This is a genomic window from Sphaerisporangium rhizosphaerae (assembly GCF_042665155.1).
GTDB classification, from domain to species: Bacteria; Actinomycetota; Actinomycetes; order Streptosporangiales; family Streptosporangiaceae; genus Sphaerisporangium; species Sphaerisporangium rhizosphaerae.
In genome coordinates, this window is sequence record NZ_JBHTCG010000002.1 from 61,188 (window position 1) to 79,846 (window position 18,659).

Annotated in this window: 15 protein-coding genes and 1 riboswitch; of the genes, 10 read left to right on the forward strand and 5 right to left on the reverse strand. The window is 73.4% G+C overall.

What is annotated here, in order from left to right; genetic code table 11:
* The first annotated feature begins 3 nt into the window (after positions 1-3).
* The gene (locus ACFQSB_RS02965; RefSeq protein ID WP_380824093.1) at positions 4-795 is read left to right on the forward strand and encodes a hypothetical protein; all 792 of its coding nucleotides are present in this window, start codon (positions 4-6) and stop codon (positions 793-795) included.
* Positions 796-938: 143 nt separating this feature from the next.
* Here ACFQSB_RS02965 and ACFQSB_RS02970 read toward each other — a convergent pair whose 3' ends face one another.
* Positions 939-1,859: an ROK family protein gene (locus ACFQSB_RS02970; RefSeq protein ID WP_380824094.1), complete on the reverse strand. Its 921-nt coding sequence runs from the start codon at positions 1,857-1,859 to the stop codon at positions 939-941.
* A gap of 115 nt (positions 1,860-1,974) precedes the next feature.
* On the reverse strand, positions 1,975-3,306 hold the full coding sequence (locus ACFQSB_RS02975; RefSeq protein WP_380824095.1) for an ROK family transcriptional regulator: 1,332 nt from the start codon (positions 3,304-3,306) through the stop codon (positions 1,975-1,977).
* A 208-nt stretch (positions 3,307-3,514) separates the two neighbouring features.
* On the opposite strand from ACFQSB_RS02975, the gene ACFQSB_RS02980 reads away from it, so the two are divergent.
* The 5 genes from ACFQSB_RS02980 to ACFQSB_RS03000 all read left to right on the forward strand — a co-directional run bounded on the left by ACFQSB_RS02980 (position 3,515) and on the right by ACFQSB_RS03000 (position 11,799).
* The gene (locus ACFQSB_RS02980; protein ID WP_380824096.1) at positions 3,515-4,879 is read left to right on the forward strand and encodes an extracellular solute-binding protein; all 1,365 of its coding nucleotides are present in this window, start codon (positions 3,515-3,517) and stop codon (positions 4,877-4,879) included.
* Positions 4,876-5,805, forward strand: a complete 930-nt coding sequence (locus tag ACFQSB_RS02985) for a carbohydrate ABC transporter permease (RefSeq protein WP_380824097.1) — start codon at positions 4,876-4,878, stop codon at positions 5,803-5,805. The genes ACFQSB_RS02980 and ACFQSB_RS02985 overlap by 4 nt, the downstream gene beginning before the upstream one ends.
* A gap of 124 nt (positions 5,806-5,929) precedes the next feature.
* Positions 5,930-6,751 carry a carbohydrate ABC transporter permease gene (locus ACFQSB_RS02990; RefSeq protein WP_380824098.1) on the forward strand — a complete coding sequence of 274 codons (822 nt, stop codon included), beginning with the start codon at positions 5,930-5,932 and terminating at the stop codon, positions 6,749-6,751.
* A 3-nt stretch (positions 6,752-6,754) separates the two neighbouring features.
* Positions 6,755-10,999, forward strand: a complete 4,245-nt coding sequence (locus ACFQSB_RS02995) for a glycoside hydrolase family 38 N-terminal domain-containing protein (protein ID WP_380824099.1) — start codon at positions 6,755-6,757, stop codon at positions 10,997-10,999.
* Entirely contained in the window at positions 10,999-11,799 is an 801-nt protein-coding gene (locus tag ACFQSB_RS03000; RefSeq protein ID WP_380824100.1) for a DUF7158 domain-containing protein, read from the forward strand. Before ACFQSB_RS02995 ends, ACFQSB_RS03000 begins: the two co-directional genes overlap by 1 nt.
* 44 nt (positions 11,800-11,843) lie before the next feature.
* On the opposite strand, the gene ACFQSB_RS03005 is transcribed toward ACFQSB_RS03000, so the two are convergent.
* On the reverse strand, positions 11,844-12,494 hold the full coding sequence (locus ACFQSB_RS03005; RefSeq protein WP_380824101.1) for a sulfotransferase family protein: 651 nt from the start codon (positions 12,492-12,494) through the stop codon (positions 11,844-11,846).
* Between the two features lie 183 nt (positions 12,495-12,677).
* Here ACFQSB_RS03005 and ACFQSB_RS03010 point away from each other — a divergent pair, with 183 nt between their 5' ends.
* Positions 12,678-14,204: a gamma-glutamyltransferase family protein gene (locus tag ACFQSB_RS03010; RefSeq protein WP_380824510.1), complete on the forward strand. Its 1,527-nt coding sequence runs from the start codon at positions 12,678-12,680 to the stop codon at positions 14,202-14,204.
* 413 nt (positions 14,205-14,617) lie between these two features.
* Here ACFQSB_RS03010 and ACFQSB_RS03015 read toward each other — a convergent pair whose 3' ends face one another.
* Positions 14,618-15,337 carry an SDR family oxidoreductase gene (locus tag ACFQSB_RS03015; RefSeq protein ID WP_380824102.1) on the reverse strand — a complete coding sequence of 240 codons (720 nt, stop codon included), beginning with the start codon at positions 15,335-15,337 and terminating at the stop codon, positions 14,618-14,620.
* Between the two features lie 57 nt (positions 15,338-15,394).
* Between ACFQSB_RS03015 and ACFQSB_RS03020 the strand changes: the two genes are divergently transcribed.
* Together ACFQSB_RS03020 and ACFQSB_RS03025 are read left to right on the forward strand one after the other, a co-directional pair.
* Positions 15,395-16,009: a TetR/AcrR family transcriptional regulator gene (locus ACFQSB_RS03020; RefSeq protein WP_380824103.1), complete on the forward strand. Its 615-nt coding sequence runs from the start codon at positions 15,395-15,397 to the stop codon at positions 16,007-16,009.
* 210 nt (positions 16,010-16,219) lie between these two features.
* A riboswitch (guanidine-III (ykkC-III) riboswitch) is annotated at positions 16,220-16,285 on the forward strand.
* A 17-nt stretch (positions 16,286-16,302) separates the two neighbouring features.
* Positions 16,303-16,617, forward strand: a complete 315-nt coding sequence (locus tag ACFQSB_RS03025; RefSeq protein ID WP_380824104.1) for a DMT family transporter — start codon at positions 16,303-16,305, stop codon at positions 16,615-16,617.
* A 130-nt stretch (positions 16,618-16,747) separates the two neighbouring features.
* Here the strand turns inward: ACFQSB_RS03025 and ACFQSB_RS03030 are convergent, their stop codons facing one another.
* Positions 16,748-17,758, reverse strand: coding sequence for an aldo/keto reductase (locus ACFQSB_RS03030; protein ID WP_380824105.1), 1,011 nt, complete (start codon positions 17,756-17,758; stop codon positions 16,748-16,750).
* A gap of 96 nt (positions 17,759-17,854) precedes the next feature.
* On the opposite strand from ACFQSB_RS03030, the gene ACFQSB_RS03035 reads away from it, so the two are divergent.
* Positions 17,855-18,550 (forward strand): TetR/AcrR family transcriptional regulator, encoded by a 696-nt coding sequence (locus tag ACFQSB_RS03035; RefSeq protein WP_380824106.1) that lies wholly within the window; start codon positions 17,855-17,857, stop codon positions 18,548-18,550.
* Positions 18,551-18,659 lie beyond the last annotated feature (109 nt).

An 18,659-nucleotide genomic window follows, 5' to 3' on the forward strand; every position in this document is an offset into this window, starting at 1 on the left:
CCTATGAAGCTGGTCATCAAGGTCGCGGCGCTGTTCGCCGCCCTGCTCCTCGCGGCGGGGGTGACGGGCGCGTCGGTGGCGGTGGCCGCCCCGTTACCACCGAAAGATCCGTACCCGGCCGTCAAGATCGACCCGGCGATCTGCAAGGTCGAGGCGCTTCGGGTGAAGAAGGCCCAGATCAGGCGCGACTTCGCCGCGAAGAGGTACGACCGGGCCGAGGAGGCCCTCAACAAGGGAGTGGGCTCCCGCGACGATTTCCGCAAGGCCGAGACGGAACTGGCCAAGCGGGACATCGAGCTGACCGACGCGAAGTACGCCGAGGCGAGCTGCCAGCTGAACAAGGGCGCCAGGCCGAAGCAGTCCTGCGAGGCGATGGCCTTGGAGCTGAACCGGCTCCTGGACCAACTGGCGAACCGCAAGAAGCTGGAGGCGGCGGCCAAGGAGGCCTACGAGAAGGCCAAGACCGCACCCGGGGGCTTCGGCGTCGAGCAACTGGAGTCGCTGGACGAGGCGGCACGGATCGCCGAGGTCGAGCGCCAGGAGACCGAGCAGGGCATCCAGGACCAGCGCGACCTGATCAAGGCCGACCCCGCGTGCAAGGATTTCCCCGCCGAGCGCCCGGAGGTCCTGCCACCGCCACGGGAGGTCCCGCCGGGCACGCCCACCCCGGCGCCCACGACCCAGCCGACCACCACCCCCGCCCCGACCACCACCTCCGACCCGGCCATCCCGGCCCCGACCACCACCGCCGTCCCGACCCCCACCCTGGAGACGGGGGACGCGCGAACACGGTGAACCCTCTGGGACGGTGACCGGCTCCACGGCCACCGTCCCCGGCAGGAGTGGTGGTCGGCCGTACCTGGGCGGGGAGGAAGGTTCGGATTCAGGCTTGCCATTCCCGCGCCGCAGAGGCATCGGCGCGGGAACCGCCGGTCAGCTCAGGTCGTTCGAGGGGAGGACAGCAGGGCCATGCGGGCGGCGCCTATGAGGCCGGCGTCGCGGGCGAGGGCGGCGGGGGTGACGCGGAGGCGCCGGACGAACTCCAGGCTGGTGCGTTCGGCGACGGCGCGGCCGAGCGGGGCGAACAGGACCTCGCCGGCCGCGGCGACGCCGCCGCCCACGACGACCTGGTCCAGGTCGCAGACCGTGGCGACCGCGACGATGGCGGTGGCCAGCGCGCCGGCCGCCCGGTCGAAGGCGGCCAGGGGTACGGCCTCACCCTGGCCCGCCGCCCGCGCCAGCTCGCGGGCGTCGGCGCCGTGCCAGCCGTTCTCGCGGGCCCAGCGCACCATCGACGGGCCGCTCGCGATCGTCTCGACGCAGCCGGTCCCGCCGCACGGGCAGGGCGCGCCGGCGGGGTCCACCACGATGTGCCCGATGTGCCCGGCGTTCCCGGTCGGCCCGGTGTAGGGGCGTCCGTCCAGCACCAGGCCGCCGCCGATGCCGGTGGAGACGACGATGCCGAGCATGGCCCTGGATTCGCGCCCCGCGCCGCGCCAGTGCTCGCCGGCGGCCGCCGCGACGGCGTCGCCGAACAGGTGGCACGGCGCCCCGGGCACGGCGTCGGAGACCCGGGCAAGCAGCGGGAAGTGCCGCCAGGCGGGGATGTTCACCGGGCTCACCGTGCCCGCCTGCGGGTCAAGCGGGCCGGCGGAGGCCACGCCCACGGCCACGGGCGGCACCTCGCCGGCGACCTCGCGCAGCAGCCCGATCAGGGCGTCGCTCACCACGCCGGGGTGGCCGGGCGGCGCGGCCGGGGTCGGCACCTCGCGGCCGCGCAGCACCGTCCCGTCCTTGCCGACCAGGGCCGCGGCCAGCTTGGTGCCGCCGATGTCGGCGGCCAGCACGTACGAAGTCATGGGCTCCTCGTCGTTCAGCAGGTCGGGCGAAGGGCGCCTGGCACGGGCCCGGCGGGCGAAGGACGGCACCGCCGGCCCGGCGCGTCCGGCGCGGTGACGTCAAGCGATGAGTGTGTCACGGAGTCAGCAGCGCGCCCAGGCGGGGGGCGTAGGTGGCGTGGAAGACCAGGGAGGCGGCGCCGATCGCCGCGGCGTCGGCGGCGATGGGGGAGGTGACCACCTGCACCTGGTGCAGCCGCCGGGCCAGCGGCCGGGTGGCCACGGCGGCCGCGATGGCCTGGTGGTAGATGTGGCCGATGTCGTGCATGGCGGGCCCGCCGAGCACGAGCAGGTCGATGTCCAGCACGTTGACCAGGCTCACCGCGGCGGCGGCGAGCCGCTCGCCCACCTCGCGGATGACGCTCAGAGCGAGCGCATCGCCCGCCGCGGCGGCCGCGCAGATGGCGGCGTGGTCGGGGGCAGGGAAGACCGGAGACCGTTCACGATCCGCGACGGCCGGGGCGTGGGCGTTCTCACGAGCTGGGGCGGAGGTGTTGCCAGGGGTCGGGGCAAGGCCGTTCTCAGGGGCGGCGTTCTCAGTGACCTCGGTGAGGATGCTCTGTTCGCCTTGGGCGAGGCGGGTGCGGACGGTGGCCTCGATGGCGCCGGGGCAGCATAAGGCCTCGATGCAGCCGCGGTTGCCGCAGTAGCAGTCGGGCCCGTCGGGCATCACCGTGATGTGGCCGAACTCGGCGGCGTTCAGCGAGCTGCCGCGGTAGATCTGGTTGTCCAGGAACAGGCCGCCGCCGATGCCGGTGCCGAGGTACAGGTAGGCGAAGCTCGGGGTCGAGCGGGCCGAACCGGCCCACCGCTCGCCGATGGCGGCCGCCGCGGCGTCGTTGTCGAAGGTCACCGGGAAGCCGGTGTGCTCTTCCAGCAGCCGCCTGATGGGCACGTGGTCCCAGCCGGTCAGACGGGGCGGGAAGTTCATCACGCCGTCGGCGTCCAGCGGGCCCGGGCAGGCCAGGCCGATGCCGAGCACCTTGTCGTCGGGCACCCCCGCGCGGCTCAGCATGTCGCGGGCCGTGCGGGCCATCTGACGGATCACCGTGTCGGGCGCGAGGCCGGGGGGCACGGCCTCGCGCCGCATGGTGACCGGCTGACCGGCCAGGTCGGCGAGGACGTAGGACAGCTCGCCGGGGTCGAAGTGGATGCCGACGGCGTACCCGGCGCCCGGGTCCACCCGCAGGATGGTGCGCGGCTTGCCGCCGCTGGAGGGCAGCGAGCCGTCCTCGACGACCAGCCCGTCCTCCAGCAGCCTGCGCACGATGACCGAGACGGTCTGCGCGGTCAGCCCGCTGCGCTCGGCGATCTGGACGCGGCTGATGCCGTCGGAGACCTGGATCGCCTCCAGGACGACGGCGCGGTTGTAGCTGCCCACCCTCGGCAGGTTGGTGCCCATCTGCATGCGCTGCTCCTGGCGTCCTGGATCTCTTCCGGGCAATATCGCACAGACCGTTGACTTAGTAAATCAAAAAGATTTAACTACTCGTCACCCAGGGAAACACGGCCGAAACACGTGTCGACCGGACGCTCCTGGCGCGGGGATCGGGGCCCCGCGCCCGCGACCTCATGGTCGGCCGCCAGGCCGGAGAAGGAGTCCGATGAGACGAGCGATGGTTGCCTCGACACTGGCGGTCGTGGTCGCCGCCACGGCCGGTGCGTGCGGCGGCGGTGACAAGGCCGGCGGCCAGGGCGCGAACGGGGCCAAGGAGATCGAGGTCCTGTACAAGATGGAACCCACCTGGCCCTACATGGACAAGGTGCTCAAGCAGGCCAAGGCCGACTACGAGGCCGCGCACACGGGCGTGACGATCAAGCTGACCGCGGTGCAGGGCAACAACGAGGTGTACTACACCAAGCTCGCCCTGCTGAACCGCTCGGCCGACTCCGCGCCCGACGTCTACCTGCACGACACCTTCCAGGTCAACGCCGACGTCGCCGCAGGGAAGCTGGCCCCGCTCGACGACTACCTGAAGTCGTGGCCCGACTGGAGCACCCAGTACTCCGAGGCGGTCCAGCAGGCCGCCAAGGGCCCCGACGGCAAGATCTACGGGGTGCCGATCAGCACCGACACCCGCGGCCTGTGGTACAGCAAGGACGTGTTCGCCAAGGCGGGCCTGCCGGTGCCGTGGGAGCCCAAGACCTGGGCGGACGTGCTGAGCGCGGCCCGCGCCATCAAGCAGAAGGCGCCGGAGGCGATCCCGTTCAGCATGTACTCGACCAAGCCGCACGGCGAGGCCGCCACGATGCAGGGCTTCGAGATGCTGCTCTACGGCACCCCCGGCGGCACCCTGTACGACGACACGCAGAAGAAGTGGGTGGCCACCGGCAAGGGCATCACCGACTCGCTCGGCTTCATCAACACGATCTACCGGGAGAACCTCGGCCCGAAGCAGGCCGACGCGTTCAGCACCAAGCTCTACGACAAGGTCACCATGGAGTGGTTCCCGAACGCCAAGCTCGGCATCGACCTGGACGGCGCGTGGGTGTCCTCGGCGTGGAAGCCGACCGGCAGCAAGCCGTGGCCGCAGTGGACCGAGAAGATCGGCTGGACGCCCATGCCGACGCAGAACGGCGAGGCCCCCGGCGCGGTCAGCATGTCCGGCGGCTGGGTCATGGCGATGAGCTCCTACGCCAAGGACAAGAAGGACGCCTTCGACTTCATCAGCGTGGTGACCGGCAAGAAGAACACGCTGACCTACTCGGTGGGCTCCGGTGACCTCGCCCCCCGCAAGGACGTCGCCGCCGACCCCTCCTACACGGCCGGCAACCCCGCGGTGAAGTTCTGGACCGACCTCGCCTCGGTCACCCACTACCGCCCGGCGTACGAGGTGTACCCGAAGGTCTCGGCCGAGGTGCAGAAGGCCATGGAGGCCATGACCACCGGCTCCAAGACCCCCGAGGCCGCGGCCAAGGAGTACGCCGACGCGCTGCCCGCCGTCGTCGGCGGACCCGACAAGGTGCTCGCCGGCTCATGACCGCCGCCACCGTGACCTCGTCACGGCCGCCCGGCTCCCTCGACCGGAGGGAGCCGGACCGGCCGGCCGGCGGGAACCTTCGCCGGCTGCTCCCGCTGCTGCCCGCGCTGCTGCTGCTGGTGGTCTTCATGGCCGGGCCCATCCTGTGGAGCGTCTACATCGCCTTCACCAACGAGACGCTGACCGGCGCCGCGTCGGTGAACTCGCGGTTCGTCGGCTTCGCCAACTTCGTGAAGATGTTCGGCGACGAGGACTTCCGCAACTCCTTCCTGCTCACGTTCGTCTTCGTGATCGGCTCGGCCGTCGTCGGGCAGAACACCCTCGGCCTGATCATCGCGCTGCTCCAGCGGGGGCGCGGCCGGGCCGTCCGCAGCGTGGTGAACGGCGTGGTGATCGCGGCCTGGGTGGTGCCCGAGGTGGTCGCCGCGGCGTGCTGGTACTCCTTCCTGTCGGAGGAGGGCACGCTGAACGAGCTGCTCGGCGTCCTCGGGCTCTCGCAGGACTGGCTGTTCACGGCGCCGATGATCGCGATCATCCTGGCCAACATCTGGCGGGGCACGGCGTTCTCGATGCTGGTGTACTCCGCGGCGCTGTCGGACGTCCCCGCCGACCTGCTGGAGGCCGCCGCGGTGGACGGGGCGAGCAACTGGAGCAGGCTGGTGCACATCACGCTGCCGCTGATCCGCCGCTCGATCATGTCCAACCTCATGCTCATCACGCTGCAGACGCTGGCGAGCTTCGGCCTCATCTACGCCCTCACGGGCGGCGGACCGGGGACGGCCAGCCAGACGACGCCGCTGTACATGTACGAGCAGGCCTTCCGCTACTTCGAGATCGGGTACGGCAGCGCGATGGCCCTGGTCATGCTCGTCATCGGCGCGGTGTTCTCCCTGGTGTACCTGCGCCTGATCAAGGCGGACGCGTGATGGCGCCCCGCGCGTTCGATCAGGACCCTAGGGTGATCGTCGGCAGCGCCCGCGAGCTGGACCGCCGGATGCCGGCCGCCCGCGCGTTGCCCGGCGCCGGCACGCGAGCCGGGGAGGCGCGCCCATGACCCGCGTGGCCGCCCGCACCGCGGCGCTGCTGTCACTCCTGGTGATCACCCTCGCCTTCGTCGGCCCGTTCCTGTGGGTGCTGCTCGCCTCGGTGCAGCCGGAGGCGAACCTCACCGCCGAGCCGAGCCTTGCGTTCTCGCTGCGGAACTTCTCCGAGGTGCTGACCTGGGAGACCATCTACCTGCCGGTGCTCAACTCGATCGTCATCTCCGGCGCCACCGCGCTGCTGACCGTGCTGGTCTCGGGCCTGGCGGCCTATCCGCTCTCGCGGTACAAGCTGCGCTTCAAGCGGCACTTCATGCTGACGCTGCTGTTCACCACCGGCCTGCCGGTCACGGCGATCATGGTCCCGGTGTACAGCATGTTCTTCCGGTTCAACCTGTACGGGTCGGTCCCCGCCATGGTGTTGTTCCTGACGGCCAGCGCGCTGCCGTTCGCCATCTGGATGATGAAGAACTTCATGGACAGCGTGCCGATCAGCCTGGAGGAGGCCGCCTGGGTCGACGGGGCCGGGTGGGTGCAGTCGCTCGCCCGCGTCGTCGGGCCGCTCATGGCGCCCGGCGTCGCGGTCGTGGCGATCTTCGTCTTCGTCGGCCAGTGGGGGAACTTCTTCGTTCCCTTCGTCCTGCTGGACACCCCGGAGAAGCAGCCGGCGGCCGTGACGATCTACACCTTCTTCTCGCAGTACGGCCAGGTCGCCTACGGGCAGCTCGCCGCGTTCTCGATCATCTACACCGCTCCGGCCGTCGTCCTCTACGTCGCCGTGAACAAGTATCTCGCCGGTTCGTTCAGCTTCGCCGGATCAGTGAAGGGTTGACCCTTGCGTATCACCAGCGTCGAATCCACCGAGCTCTTCGTCGAGGCGGGGCAGGTCGTCCGCGTCCACGTCGACGGACCACCGGGTGAGATCGAGGTCCGCGTCACCGGGCCCGGCGTCGCCGGCGGCGCCCGCACGGCGGGCCGTCCGGCCGAGGTGGCGGTGTCCGCGGACGCCGCGCCCGGCACGCGCGTCCCGATCGAGGTCACGGTCTCCGGCGCGGCCGGCGATGTCGCGCACGGTGACGTCCTCGCCGGGGACGGGTCCGGCGGGGGCGCCGTCGCGACGGGCGAGCTGGTGGTGGCCGAGTCCGGCTGGACGGTGTGGATGGTGCCGCACTTCCACTATGACCCGGTCTGGTGGAACACCCAGGCCGCCTACACCACCTCCTGGGACCAGGCGGGCCCGGTCTCCCAGGAGTTCCGGTGGGACGGGCAGAAGGCCGGGTTCGACCTGATGCGCGAGTACCTGGACACCGCGCGCCGCGACCCGGACTTCAAGTTCGTGCTGGCCGAGGTCGACTACCTCAAGCCCTACTGGGACGCTCACCCCGAGGACCGCGGGCACCTGCGCCGGCTGCTCGCCGAGGGCCGCGTCGAGCTGATGGGCGGCACCTACAACGAGCCCAACACCAACCTCACCTCGGCCGAGTCGACGATCCGCAACATCGTCTACGGCGTGGGCTTCCAGCGCGACGTCGTCGGAGGTGACCCGGCCACGGCCTGGCAGCTCGACGTGTTCGGCCACGACCCGCAGTTCCCCGGACTGATCGCCGAGGCCGGGCTCACCTCCAGCTCCTGGGCGCGCGGGCCGTACCACCAGTGGGGGCCGATGCTCACCGGCCGCGACCGCGAGCGCGACGGCTGGGGCGACCCGGACACCATGCAGTTCCCCGCCGAGTTCGAGTGGCTGTCGCCGTCCGGCAAGGGCGTGCTCACCCACTACATGCCCGCGCACTACAGCGCCGGCTGGTGGATGGACTCGGCCGCCGACCTCGCCGCCGCCGAGGAGGCGGTGTACGAGCTGTTCGTCCGGCTGAGGAAGGTCGCGGCCACGCGCAACTTGCTGCTGCCCATCGGCAGCGACTACACCCCGCCCAACAAGTGGGTGACCGCGATCCACCGCGACTGGAACGCCCGATATGTCTCGCCGAGGTTCGTCGTCGGGCTGCCCAAGGAGTTTTTTGCCGCCGTCCGCGACTCGCTGACCGAGGTCTCGCCGCAGACCCGGGACATGAACCCGGTCTACACCGGCAAGGACGTCTCCTTCATCGACACCAAGCAGGCCCAGCGCGCGGCCGAGTCGCTGGTCGGCGACGCCGAGAAGTTCGCCACGCTCGCCGCCGCGACCACCGGGGCCCGCTACCCGCACGCCGCCCTGGACAAGGCGTGGCGGCAGCTCGTCTACGGCGCCCACCACGACGCGATCACCGGCTCGGAGTCCGACCAGGTGTACCTGGACCTGCTCACCGGCTGGCGCGAGGCCCACGACCTGGGCCGCGACGTGCTCGCCGCCTCGCTCGGCGAGCTGACCGCCCGCGTGGACACCCGCGGCGAGGGCACGGCCGTGGTCGTGTGGAACCCCTCGTCCTGGGCGCGCACCGACCTGGTCCGCGTACGGCTCGCGCTGCCCGCGCCGGGCGCGCACGGCGTCCGCGTCACCGACCCCGAGACCGGTGAGCTGCCGGTCCTGCTGGAGAACCCCGAGCGGCACGAGGACGGCAGCCTGCTGGCCGTCGACGTCGTCGTGCTCGCCCGCGACGTGCCCTCACTCGGCTGCCGTACCCTGCGGGCCGAGCCGGTCGCCGAGGCCGCCCCGGCCGGCTGGGCCGCCCGCGAGGGCGCCGCCATCGCCAACGGCTTCCACCTGGTCGAGGTGGACCCGGCGCGCGGCGGCTGCGTGTCGCGGTTCTACGACGTCGCCCGCGACCGCGAGCTGCTCCAGCCCGGCAGGGTCGGCAACGAGCTGGTCGTCCACGACGAGTACTCCGCGCATCCCGAGTTCCACGAAGGCCCCTGGCACCTGGTGCCCAAGGGAACCGCCACCGGCTCGGCCGCACGTCCGGCGACGTCGGTCCTCGTCGAGACGTGCGCCCTGGCCGAGCGCGTCACCGTCACCGGCCGCGTCGGCCCCGCCGCCTACACCCAGGTGATCACCCTGTGGCACGGCCTGGACCGCGTCGACTGCGTCACCCACCTGGACGAGTGGGAGGGCGCCGACCAGCTCGTCCGGCTGCGCTGGCCCGCCCGCGTGCCCGGCGCGCTGCCGGTCAGCGAGGTCGGCGACGCCGTGGTCGGCCGCGGCTTCGGCCTCATCGACGTCGACTCCGGCGAGCACCCCTGGACGCTGGACAACCCCGCGGGCGGCTGGTTCGCGCTGTCCTCCACCGCCCGGGTCGCGCTGCGCGGCGAGGACGGCGCCATGGTCGGCGAGCGGGCCATCGGCATCGCCGAGATCATCGGCGGTGAGCCGCGCGAGGTGGCCGTGGCGCTGGTCCGCAAGGGCGTCACCGCCACCTGCTCCCGTGCCACCGGCCCCCGCTACGGCGACCTCGGCGTCGACTCCAACCTTCCCGACGTCCGCGTCGCGCTCGGCACACCGGAGGAGAACCCGTTCGTCGCGCGGGTTCTGGAGGCCGCCGCCCCCGGGTACGCCGAGTTGCTGCGCCGGCGGCTGGCCGCCGGCGGGCGGGCGCGTGTCTGGGTCCCCGCGGCCGAGCCGCTGGAGAAGGTCTGGGTGCCGAGCGCCGACCTCACCGGCCCGCGCGCGCTCCCGGTGCTCATCGTCGCCGGCGACGGCGCGGCCGAGGAGCTCGCCGCCGACCTGGACGACGCGGTCATCGAGGTCACCCAGCCCGCCGAGCTGACCGTCCTCACCGAGCCGGCGCTGGACGACTACACCATCGGCGTGGTCAACCGCGGCATCCCCGGCTTCGCCGTCGACGCGAGCGGCGCGCTGCACCTGTCGCTGCTGCGCTCGTGCACCGGCTGGCCGTCCGGGGTGTGGATCGACCCGCCCCGGCGCACCGCCCCCGACGGGACGAACTTCCAGCTCCAGCACTGGACGCACTCCTTCGAGTACTCGCTGGTCACCGGGGCGGGCGACTGGCGCAGGGCAGGGCTGGTCGGCCGTGGCCACGACGTCAACCATCCGCTGGCCGCCCTCTCCGCACCCGCGCACGACGGCGAACTGCCCGCGACGACGTCGCTGCTGTCGGTCGAGCCGGCCGGCAAGGTCGTGCTCGCGGCCCTGAAGGCGGCCGGCAACCCGCTGGCCTCCGGACGCCCGGCGGGCGGGCGGCCCGAGGGCGTCACCCTGCGCCTGTACGAGGCGCAGGGCGACCACGTCACCGCACGCGTGACCACCGCCCTGCCCCTGGCGGACGTCCACCGCGCCGACCTGCTCGAACGTCCTTCGGCCGAGCTGGACCCGGCCGCCTTCCCTCTGGCGCCGATGGAGATCGCCACCCTCACCGCCCCCCTCGCCGCGGGAGACGCCGCCGGGGAGGCCGCCGGGGGGCCGGGCGTCGCGCTCGGGCCGGAGGCGGAGCCCTACCAGCCCGTCTACACCCGCTACTGGCTCGACAACACCGGCCCCGCGCCCGTCGGCAACGTGCCCGTGGCGGTCCACCTCGCCGCGGCCGGTGCGGCGGTCGCGGGGCCGGTCGAGCTGGAGGTGTCGGTCGCCTCGGGGCTGACCGAGGGCGAGGCGTCCGGCGTCGTCACCCTCGTCGCCCCCGAAGGGTGGGCCTGCGAGCCGGCCGAGCGGCCGTACGCGCTCCCGCCCGGCGGGCACGCCGTCTTCACCGTGCGGGTGACGCCTCCGGGCGACGCCGAGCCGGGCGAGTACTGGCTGGGCGCCCGCGTCGCCCACGGCGGGCAGGAGTACCAGGACGTGGCCCGGCTGCGCGTCGGCGAGGCTGAGGACGCCGCGCTCGAGGTGACGCTGGAGACGCCGGTCGTGCGGCTGGTCCCCGGCGGCGCCGGCGCGGCCGAGGTGGTCGTGCGCTCCGCGGCCCGGACGGAGGTGTCGGCGCGGGCCCAGCTCATCAGCCCCTGGCACACCTTCGAGCTGGTCCCCGAGTGGAACACCGGCGTGGTCGTCCCCGCCCGCGGCGAGGCGCGGGTCCGCTTCGACCTCCAGGCCCCGCCCGGCGCGCGCCCCGGCCACTGGTGGGCCGTCGTCAAGATCGCCTGCGCCGGCCGGCTCCACTACACCGAGGCCGTGCGCGTCGAGGTCGAGGCGTAATGGGCGGCGCCGTCACGGCCCGCGCGGCGACGGTCGCCGCGCGGGTGGGGGAGCGGGTCGTCCCGGTCGCGCACGTCGACGCGCGCGAGGCCGAACTGCGCGCGGGGCCGCTGGCCTCGCGCCTGCCGCGCCCGCACAGCGCCGAGGGACGCAACCTGCGCCGCTGGCTGGTCCAGGTGCTGGTCACCGAGGCGCTGATCGAGCAGGAGGCCGCCGCGCTCGGCGTCGCCGAGGCCGGCGACGGCCCGGGGACCCGGCCCGCGCCCGCGCCGGCGCTGACGCTGTCGGCCGCGCTGCGCACCGGGGGCGTGGTCGCGGCCGTGACGGTCGCGATGCCGCTCGCGCGGGCGCTGCGCGACGCGGTCACCGCCGGGGTGCGGGCGCCGGAGGAGGAGGTCCGCGGCTACTACGAGCGCAACCTCGACCGCTTCACCGTCCCCGAGACGCGCCACGTCAGCCGGGTGGAGGGCGGGCGCGTGTCGCCGTTCGGCCCGGTGCGGCGCGGCGAGCTGGCGGGACCGCTGGAGCTCGCGATCTTCTCCGCGCGGGAGGGCGAGACCGTCGGCCCGGTCGACGGCCCCGGCGGGCCGTGGACGCTGCGGGTGGACCGTGTCGAGCCGGGCGGGCGGCGGCCGTACGAGGCGGTCAGGCAGGCCGTCGCGGCCGAGCTGACCGCGGTCGCGGCCGAGCGGTTCTTCGCCGAATGGCTGGAGCGCCGTTACGCGGAGAAGGTCCGCCTGCACCCCGGCTACGAGCACCCCGCCGACCCCCGCCACCCCGACGCCACCCACCACCACTGACGGTGAGCGGTCAGGGTGGGGAGTCGGTCAGGGCGGAGGGTCGGTCAGGGCGGGGGGTCGGTCAGGACGGTGGCGCGGAAGTCCTCGCGGGCGTTCGAGCGCGGGAACGGCCGATCGGGCACCGGGACGCCGAGGAACGCGCACAGCGGCTCCCAGCCCTGCTCCACGCGGAAGTCCAGCAGCCGTCCGGCGGGCACCGTGCGCCGGACGTCCTCGTTGTGCCGCTCGTAACACCCGATGACGTGGTCGCGGTCGTCGATGCGCCCCTCGAAGGAGCGGCCGATCAGGCCGGCCTCCCGGAAGTCGGCGAGCTGGTCGGCCGCCTCGAACGCGCGGAACCGCTCGGCCGTCTCGGGGAAGGCCCCGTTGATGGCCGCGAACACGGTGGTGCGCATCGACTCGTACCAGTCGCCGGCGTCCCTGGTGGTGAGGATCACCTTGGCCCGCGGGTACGCCTCGGCCAGCTCGCGCCAGAACGTCACGCCCGGCCAGTCGGCGGTGGCCGCGTACCCCTCCAGCGGCACGCGCCAGGCCCCGGGCCGGCCGTGCGCCGCCGCGGCCCAGTGACGCAGGTGCTCAGGGTGGGCGAACACCTCGGTGAAGTGGTAGCACGGCCCGAAGCCGAGCGCGCACAGCGCCGTTCTCAGCGTCATTGTGCCCGTCCGGCCGAAGCCGGCGCCGATGACTCGCAACATGGAAACCCCCCGATCACGACAGCAGAGCCCGGAGCCTTCCGCCAAGCCGAGCGCGCCGGTCATAGCGTGTCTTGGAGGGATAGCGAATGATGTGACCGTTTCTTGGGGGACGGCGGGCTGGATCATGGATTCGAGGGGTCGTACAGTTCCGGCATGATGTCTACCCGCTTTGCGGTGTCTGGGATGGTATGCACCATCGATCACCTGGCGTCCGGGGCGGGGCTGGCCGCGCTCGACCGGGGCGGCTCGGCGGCGGACGCCGCGATCGCGGCCAACGCCGTGCTCGCCGTCACGGCCCCGCACGCCTGCGGGCTCGGCGGCGACCTGTTCGCCCTCGTCCACGACGGCGACGGCGCGCCCGAGGCGCTGAACGCCTCCGGCCGCGCCGGGTCGGGCGCCGACCCCGTGCGGCTGCGCGCCGAGGGGCATGACCGGATGCCGTTCCAGCACGACATCCGATCGGTCCCGGTGCCCGGCTGCGCCGACGGCTGGCTCGCCCTGCACGCCCGCTACGGGCGGCTGCCGTTCGCCGACCTGCTCGCTCCCGCCGCCCGGTACGCCGAGGAGGGCTTCCCCGCATCGCCGGCGCTCGCCCCGGCGGCGGGCGTGCTGCCGGGCGTCGGCGGCCCGCTGGAGCCGGGCGACCTGGTCCGGCGGCCCGGCGTCGCCCGGGCGCTGCGGGCGCTGGCCGACGGCGGGCGGGACGGCTTCTACCTCGGCGAGTTCGGCCGGGGTCTGCTCGCCCTCGGCCGCGACGGCGCGGTGGGCGGGTCGGCCGCGGGGGAGTACAGCGACGACGATCTGGCCCGGGTGAACGCCGGCTGGGTGGAGCCGCTGCGCGCCCGGGCCTACGGGCACGACGTGTGGACCGTCCCGCCGAACTCGCAGGGCTATCTGGTGCTGCTGGCGCTGGCCATCGCCGACGGGCTCGACCTGCCCGCCGACCCTGCCGACCCCCTGTGGGCCCACCTGCTCGCCGAGGCGGCCAGGGCCGCCGGGCACGACCGTCCCGACGTGCTGTTCGAGGGCGCGCCGATGAAGGAGGTGCTGGCCTCGGCGGACGCGCGGCGCGCGGGCATCGACTCCGGCCGCCGGGCGCGGCTGCGCGACCTGGTCGCGCCGGGCGACACCACCTATCTGTGCGCCGTGGACGCCGACGGCATGGGCGTCTCGCTCATCCAGTCGAACGCCGCGGGCTTCGGCAGCATGCTCTTCGAGCCGGCGACCGGGATCAACCTGCACAACCGGGGCCTCGGCTTCTCCCTGGTCCCCGGCCACCCGGCCGAGTACGGTCCCGGGCGCCGCCCGCCGCACACCCTCGCCCCCGTCCTGGTCACCCGGCCGGACGGCTCGCTGCGCACCGTCGCGGGGACGATGGGAGGCGACTCCCAGCCGCAGATCCTGCTGCAGGTGCTCACCCGCCTGCTGGCCGCCGGGCAGGCGCCCGGAGAGGCCGTCGCCGCCCCCCGGTGGCGGCTCGGGCCCGGCCTCACCGGCTTCGACGCCTGGAGCACGCCGGACGAGGCGTCCCTGGACGTCGAGGAAGGTGAGCCCTGGTCGCAGGGGCTGCGCCAGCGGGGCCACGAGGTGCGGCCGCTGCCGTACGGCGGGTCCTTCGGGCACGCGCACCTGATCGACGTGCGCCCGGACGGCGTGCTCGCCGGCGCCGCCGACCCTCGCGCCCTCATCTCCAGCGTCGCCGCCCGCTGAAGGCATGGCGGTCACCGCCGTCCGCTGAGCGCGGCGCGATCGCCGCCGCCCGCTGACGGCATCGCCGTGCCCGCCGTCGGCTGACCGGCATCGGGGTCGCCCGCCGGGCCCCGGGACGGCGCGGAGGGCGGCCACGCCGCGCCGTCCCCGGCGGCGGAGGCTCGCGGAAGCGTCCGAGAATTTCTCGGCCGGCGGGGAATGACCGCCGGCGGATCGCGGTTACATGAATCGTGACCGGTGTGTCCGGTGTCCCCGGGCCTCACCTATTGCCTTCGCGGATTACCGTTCGGCTGGAGCCGCGTTGAGCCTTTCGCCGAGAGGCGACCCGCACACCGGTTCGCACTCGTGAGAAGACCCCGCCGGGCGACCGGCGGGGTCTTCTTCGTCTCGCCGGTCCTCCCGAAGGCCCCGGGTCAGCCCAGCGACACCAGGCGGGCGCCGCCGTCGGCCTCGATCACGGTGCCGGTGATGTTGCGGTTGGTGGCCGCCAGCACGACGGCCTCGGCGACGTCGTCGGCCGTGGCGATCCGTCCGGTCGGCAGCGCCCGCGCGGACTGCGCGAAGTAGGCCTCCCGCGCGTCGTCGGGCAGGGCGCTCCACCAGGGGGTGTCGACCAGTCCGGGCGAGACCGCGTTGACCCGGATCGGCGCCAGTTCCACGGCCAGCGGCTTGACCACGGCCTCGACGGCCCCGTTGACGGCGGCGAGGCCTGCGGTGCCCGGGATGGCGGCGCGGGCCGAGATCGCGCCGATCAGAGTGATCGACCCGGTGGGCGCCAGGCGGGGCAGGACGGCCTGCACCGTGGTGAGGTGCCCGAAGAGCTTGGCGTCGAAGGCCCGGCGCAGCGCCGACAGGTCCAGCTCGGCGATCGGCCCGGCCCCCTCGCCGCCGCTGAGGCTCACGACCAGCCAGTCGATGGCGCCGACGGCCTCGGCCACGGCGCCGATCTCGCCCGCGTCGCCGCCGTCGGCGCGGTGGCGGACCAGCTCGGGATCGCTCGCCGCGACCGCGTCCAGCCTCGCCTTGTCGCGCCCGGCGACGTGCACCCGGGCGCCCATGGCGCGCAGCCGCCGGGCGGTGGCCAGGCCGATGCCCGACGTGCCGCCGACGACCAGCGCGGTGTGCTCGTTCATGATGACCCCTCATTTCGAACCGTTGCGTCTCGTTATTTACGCTAACATCGGTTCACGATGAACGACAATCCCGGTCCCGACCACGCCGCAGGCCGCGCCAGGCCGGGTCGCAAGCGCAGCGAGGACAGCCGGCGCGCGATCCTGGCGGCCGCGTTCCAGATCTTCACCGAGGCCGGGTACGCCGGACTGACCGTCGAGGGCATCGCCGCGCGGGCCGGCTGCGGCAAGCAGACGATCTACCGCTGGTGGAAGACCAAGGCCGACGTGCTGTTCGACGCCCTCGCCCAGAAGAGCGAACTGCACATCCCGCTCACCGACACCGGCACCTACGAGGGCGACCTGCGGGCCTTTCTCACCGCGACCTTCGCCCTGGGCGACACGCCGCAGGTCAGGGACATGCTGTGCGCTCTGATGGCCGAGGCGCAGATCGACCCGGAGTTCGGCGAGCGGTTCCGCACCGCGTTCCTCCAGCGCCGCCGCGACGCGCTCGGCGTCGTGCTCGGCCGCGCCCGCGCCCGCGGCGAGCCCGGCCCGGTGCCGGGGCTGTCGACGAGCACGATCATGGACATCGTCTTCGGGACGCTCTGGTACCGCGTCCTGGCCACCCGCGAGCCGCTCGACCAGGCGCTCGTCGAGGAACTGCTCGCCGTACTCGCGCCTTCACGCGACTGAGAGACGCGCCGACTGAGAGACGCGCCGACTGAGAGACGCGCCGACTGAGAGACGCGCCGACCGAGAGAGCCACCGACTGAGAGACGCACGTCGAGGCGTGCGGCGCGGGGATGCCGGCCTCGGATCAATGCGGGTCGGGACTCCTCCGGTGGTGGTGACCGGTGTCCGCGCCGTGTTTGGCCTGGCCGGTGGTGCTGGGTAGCGTGGAGGCCGATGCCGCACCAGCGGCGTCCCGGACGAGGGCGTGTCGTACCCGGCCTGCGAAGACGACCGTGTCGAAGGGCTCGGTCATCATGTCGTGGTTGGTGCTGGTCGTCTCGGGTGTTCTGGAAGCGGTGTGGGCCGTGGCGCTCGGCAGGTCCGCCGGCTTCACCCGTCCGCTCCCCTCGTCGGTCTTCGTCGTCGCCCTGGTGCTCAGCATGATCGGCTTGGGCTACGCCTTGCGCACCGTTCCGGTCGGCACCGGCTACGCGATCTGGGTGGGCATCGGCGCCGCGGGTACGGCGATCTTCGGGATGCTCTTCCTCGGTGAGCCGGCGAACGGGATGCGGGTGCTGTCCTTGCTGCTCGTGCTCGCCGGGGTCGTCGGTCTCAAGCTCTTCCACTGACGAGCCGGGGGTGTGCGCCCGATGATCTCCACCGGCGCCGCGACCGCTCAGGGTCGGAAGCCGTCGACGCATCAAGGCCCGCACCCCCGGCTTCGCCGACCTCTGAAGTACGCCGGAGCCCTTCGGGCGATCAGGACCCGTTGCCCGGGGCCTCGCTGTCGAGGTGGCTCATCTGGGCCGTGGCGTACCGGTCGCCGGCGGCGGCCCCGGCGGGGACGGCCCGCTCGATGTCCGCGAGATCCTGCGGGGTCAGCGCCAGGTCTGCGGCGGCCAGCGACTCCGCCAGCCGGTCGCGGCGGCGGGCGCCGACGAGCGGGATGATGTCCTCGCCCTGGGCGGCGACCCAGGCCAGGGCGAGCTGCGCGACGCTCGCCCCCTTGGCCTCGGCGACGCGGCGCAGCGCCTCCACCAGGTCGAGGTTGCGCTGGAGGTTCTCCTGCTGGAAGCGCGGGCTCATGCCGCGGAAGTCGCCCGCGCCGAGCGCCCGGCCGGGGCTCCAGTGCCCGCTCAGCAGCCCCCTGGACAGCACGCCGTAGGCGGTGACGCCGATGCCGAGCTCGCGCGCGGCCGGCAGGATGTCCCGTTCGATGCCCCGCGACAGCAGGGAGTACTCGATCTGCAGGTCGGAGATCGGGTGTACGGCATGGGCGCGCCGCAGGGTCTCGGCGCCCACCTCCGACAGGCCGATGTGCCGCACATGACCGGCCTTCACCATCTCGGCGATGGCTCCGACCGTCTCCTCGACGGGGACGTCCGGGTCCAGCCGGGCGGGACGGTAGACGTCGACGTGGTCGGTGCCGAGGCGGCGCAGGGTGTAGGCCAGGAAGTTCTTCACGGCCTGCGGGCGGCCGTCGTTGCCGCTCCAGCCGCCGTCGGGGTCGCGCAGGGCGCCGAACTTGACGCTGATGACGACCTGCTCGCGGGCCCGCCCCTTGAGCGCGTCGCGGAGCAGCATCTCGTTGTGCCCCATGCCGTAGAAGTCGCCGGTGTCCATCAGGGTGATGCCGGCGTCGAGCGCGGCGTGGATGGTGGCGATCGACTCGGCCTCGTCGGCCGGCCCGTACAGGTCGGACATGCCCATCAGTCCGAGGCCCAGCTCGGAGACGGCCGGTCCGGTGGTGCCGAGAGTGCGCGTACGCATTGCGGTGTCCAATCGTCCGCTTCTTTCCGTTGCTAACGGAGTAAAGGTATCACTGCTAACTTAGCGGCGCTACCGGTGGTCTGTTAACTTTGTTCTATGTCCGTCGAGACGCCGAGCACCCGAGAGCGCATCCTGCGCGCCGCCGCCGACCTGCTGACCCAAGGGGGCAGGGAGGCGGTCTCCACCCGCGCGGTCGGCGCCGCCGCCGGCGTCCAGGCGCCCACGCTTTACCGCCTGTTCGGCGACAAGGACGGACTGCTGGCGGCCGTCGCCTCCTACGGCTTCGAGGAGTACCTGTCGGCCAAGCGGGCCCAGGGACGCTCCGGCGACCCCGTCGCCGACCTGCGCCGCGGCTGGGACCTGCATGTGGACTTCGGGCTCTCTCGGCCCGCCTTCTACGTGCTGATGTACGGCGACGCGCGGCCGGGGGCCGGCTCCCCGGCCGCGCGCGAGTCCGAGAGGATCCTCGCCGGGCTGATCGGGCGCATCGCCGCCGCCGGGCGGCTGCGGCTCCCGGTGGACCGGGCGGCGCGGATGGTCCACGCCGCCAGCGTCGGCGTCACGCTCGCCCTGATCGCCACCGACCCCGGCGCGCGCGACCCTGAGCTGTCCACCCTCTCCAGGGAGGCCGTCCTGAGCGCGATCACCACCGACCCGCCGGGCGACGGCGGCGGGGCCGGGGTCGCCGGCCGGGCCGTGGCGCTGCAGGCGGCCCTCGCCCCGGACGACCCCCGGCTCACTCCCGGCGAGCGGACCCTGCTCGCCGAATGGCTCGACCGCCTGTCACGCTGACCCGGCGCGCCGCCGTACCATCCAGAGTCCGGAAGAGCTTTCTGTGCGCGCCGGCTCTCGGCCGAGAGAAGGTCCGGCCCGTCGGCGGCCGGGGTCGCGCACGAGACCG

Excerpts from the sequence above, each read along its gene's own strand:
- ACFQSB_RS03005 (WP_380824101.1), bottom strand. The coding sequence starts at position 12,494 with ATGTTGCGAGTCATCGGCGCCGGCTTCGGCCGGACGGGCACAATGACG.
- ACFQSB_RS03035 (WP_380824106.1), top strand. The coding sequence starts at position 17,855 with ATGTCCGTCGAGACGCCGAGCACCCGAGAGCGCATCCTGCGCGCCGCC.
- ACFQSB_RS02980 (WP_380824096.1), top strand. The coding sequence starts at position 3,515 with ATGGTTGCCTCGACACTGGCGGTCGTGGTCGCCGCCACGGCCGGTGCG.
- ACFQSB_RS02970 (WP_380824094.1), bottom strand. The coding sequence starts at position 1,859 with ATGACTTCGTACGTGCTGGCCGCCGACATCGGCGGCACCAAGCTGGCC.
- ACFQSB_RS03030 (WP_380824105.1), bottom strand. The coding sequence starts at position 17,758 with ATGCGTACGCGCACTCTCGGCACCACCGGACCGGCCGTCTCCGAGCTG.
- ACFQSB_RS02965 (WP_380824093.1), top strand. The coding sequence starts at position 4 with ATGAAGCTGGTCATCAAGGTCGCGGCGCTGTTCGCCGCCCTGCTCCTC.
- ACFQSB_RS02985 (WP_380824097.1), top strand. The coding sequence starts at position 4,876 with ATGACCGCCGCCACCGTGACCTCGTCACGGCCGCCCGGCTCCCTCGAC.
- ACFQSB_RS02990 (WP_380824098.1), top strand. The coding sequence starts at position 5,930 with ATGACCCGCGTGGCCGCCCGCACCGCGGCGCTGCTGTCACTCCTGGTG.
- ACFQSB_RS03010 (WP_380824510.1), top strand. The coding sequence starts at position 12,678 with ATGGTATGCACCATCGATCACCTGGCGTCCGGGGCGGGGCTGGCCGCG.
- ACFQSB_RS03015 (WP_380824102.1), bottom strand. The coding sequence starts at position 15,337 with ATGAACGAGCACACCGCGCTGGTCGTCGGCGGCACGTCGGGCATCGGC.
- ACFQSB_RS03025 (WP_380824104.1), top strand. The coding sequence starts at position 16,303 with ATGTCGTGGTTGGTGCTGGTCGTCTCGGGTGTTCTGGAAGCGGTGTGG.
- ACFQSB_RS03020 (WP_380824103.1), top strand. The coding sequence starts at position 15,395 with ATGAACGACAATCCCGGTCCCGACCACGCCGCAGGCCGCGCCAGGCCG.
- ACFQSB_RS02975 (WP_380824095.1), bottom strand. The coding sequence starts at position 3,306 with ATGCAGATGGGCACCAACCTGCCGAGGGTGGGCAGCTACAACCGCGCC.
- ACFQSB_RS03000 (WP_380824100.1), top strand. The coding sequence starts at position 10,999 with ATGGGCGGCGCCGTCACGGCCCGCGCGGCGACGGTCGCCGCGCGGGTG.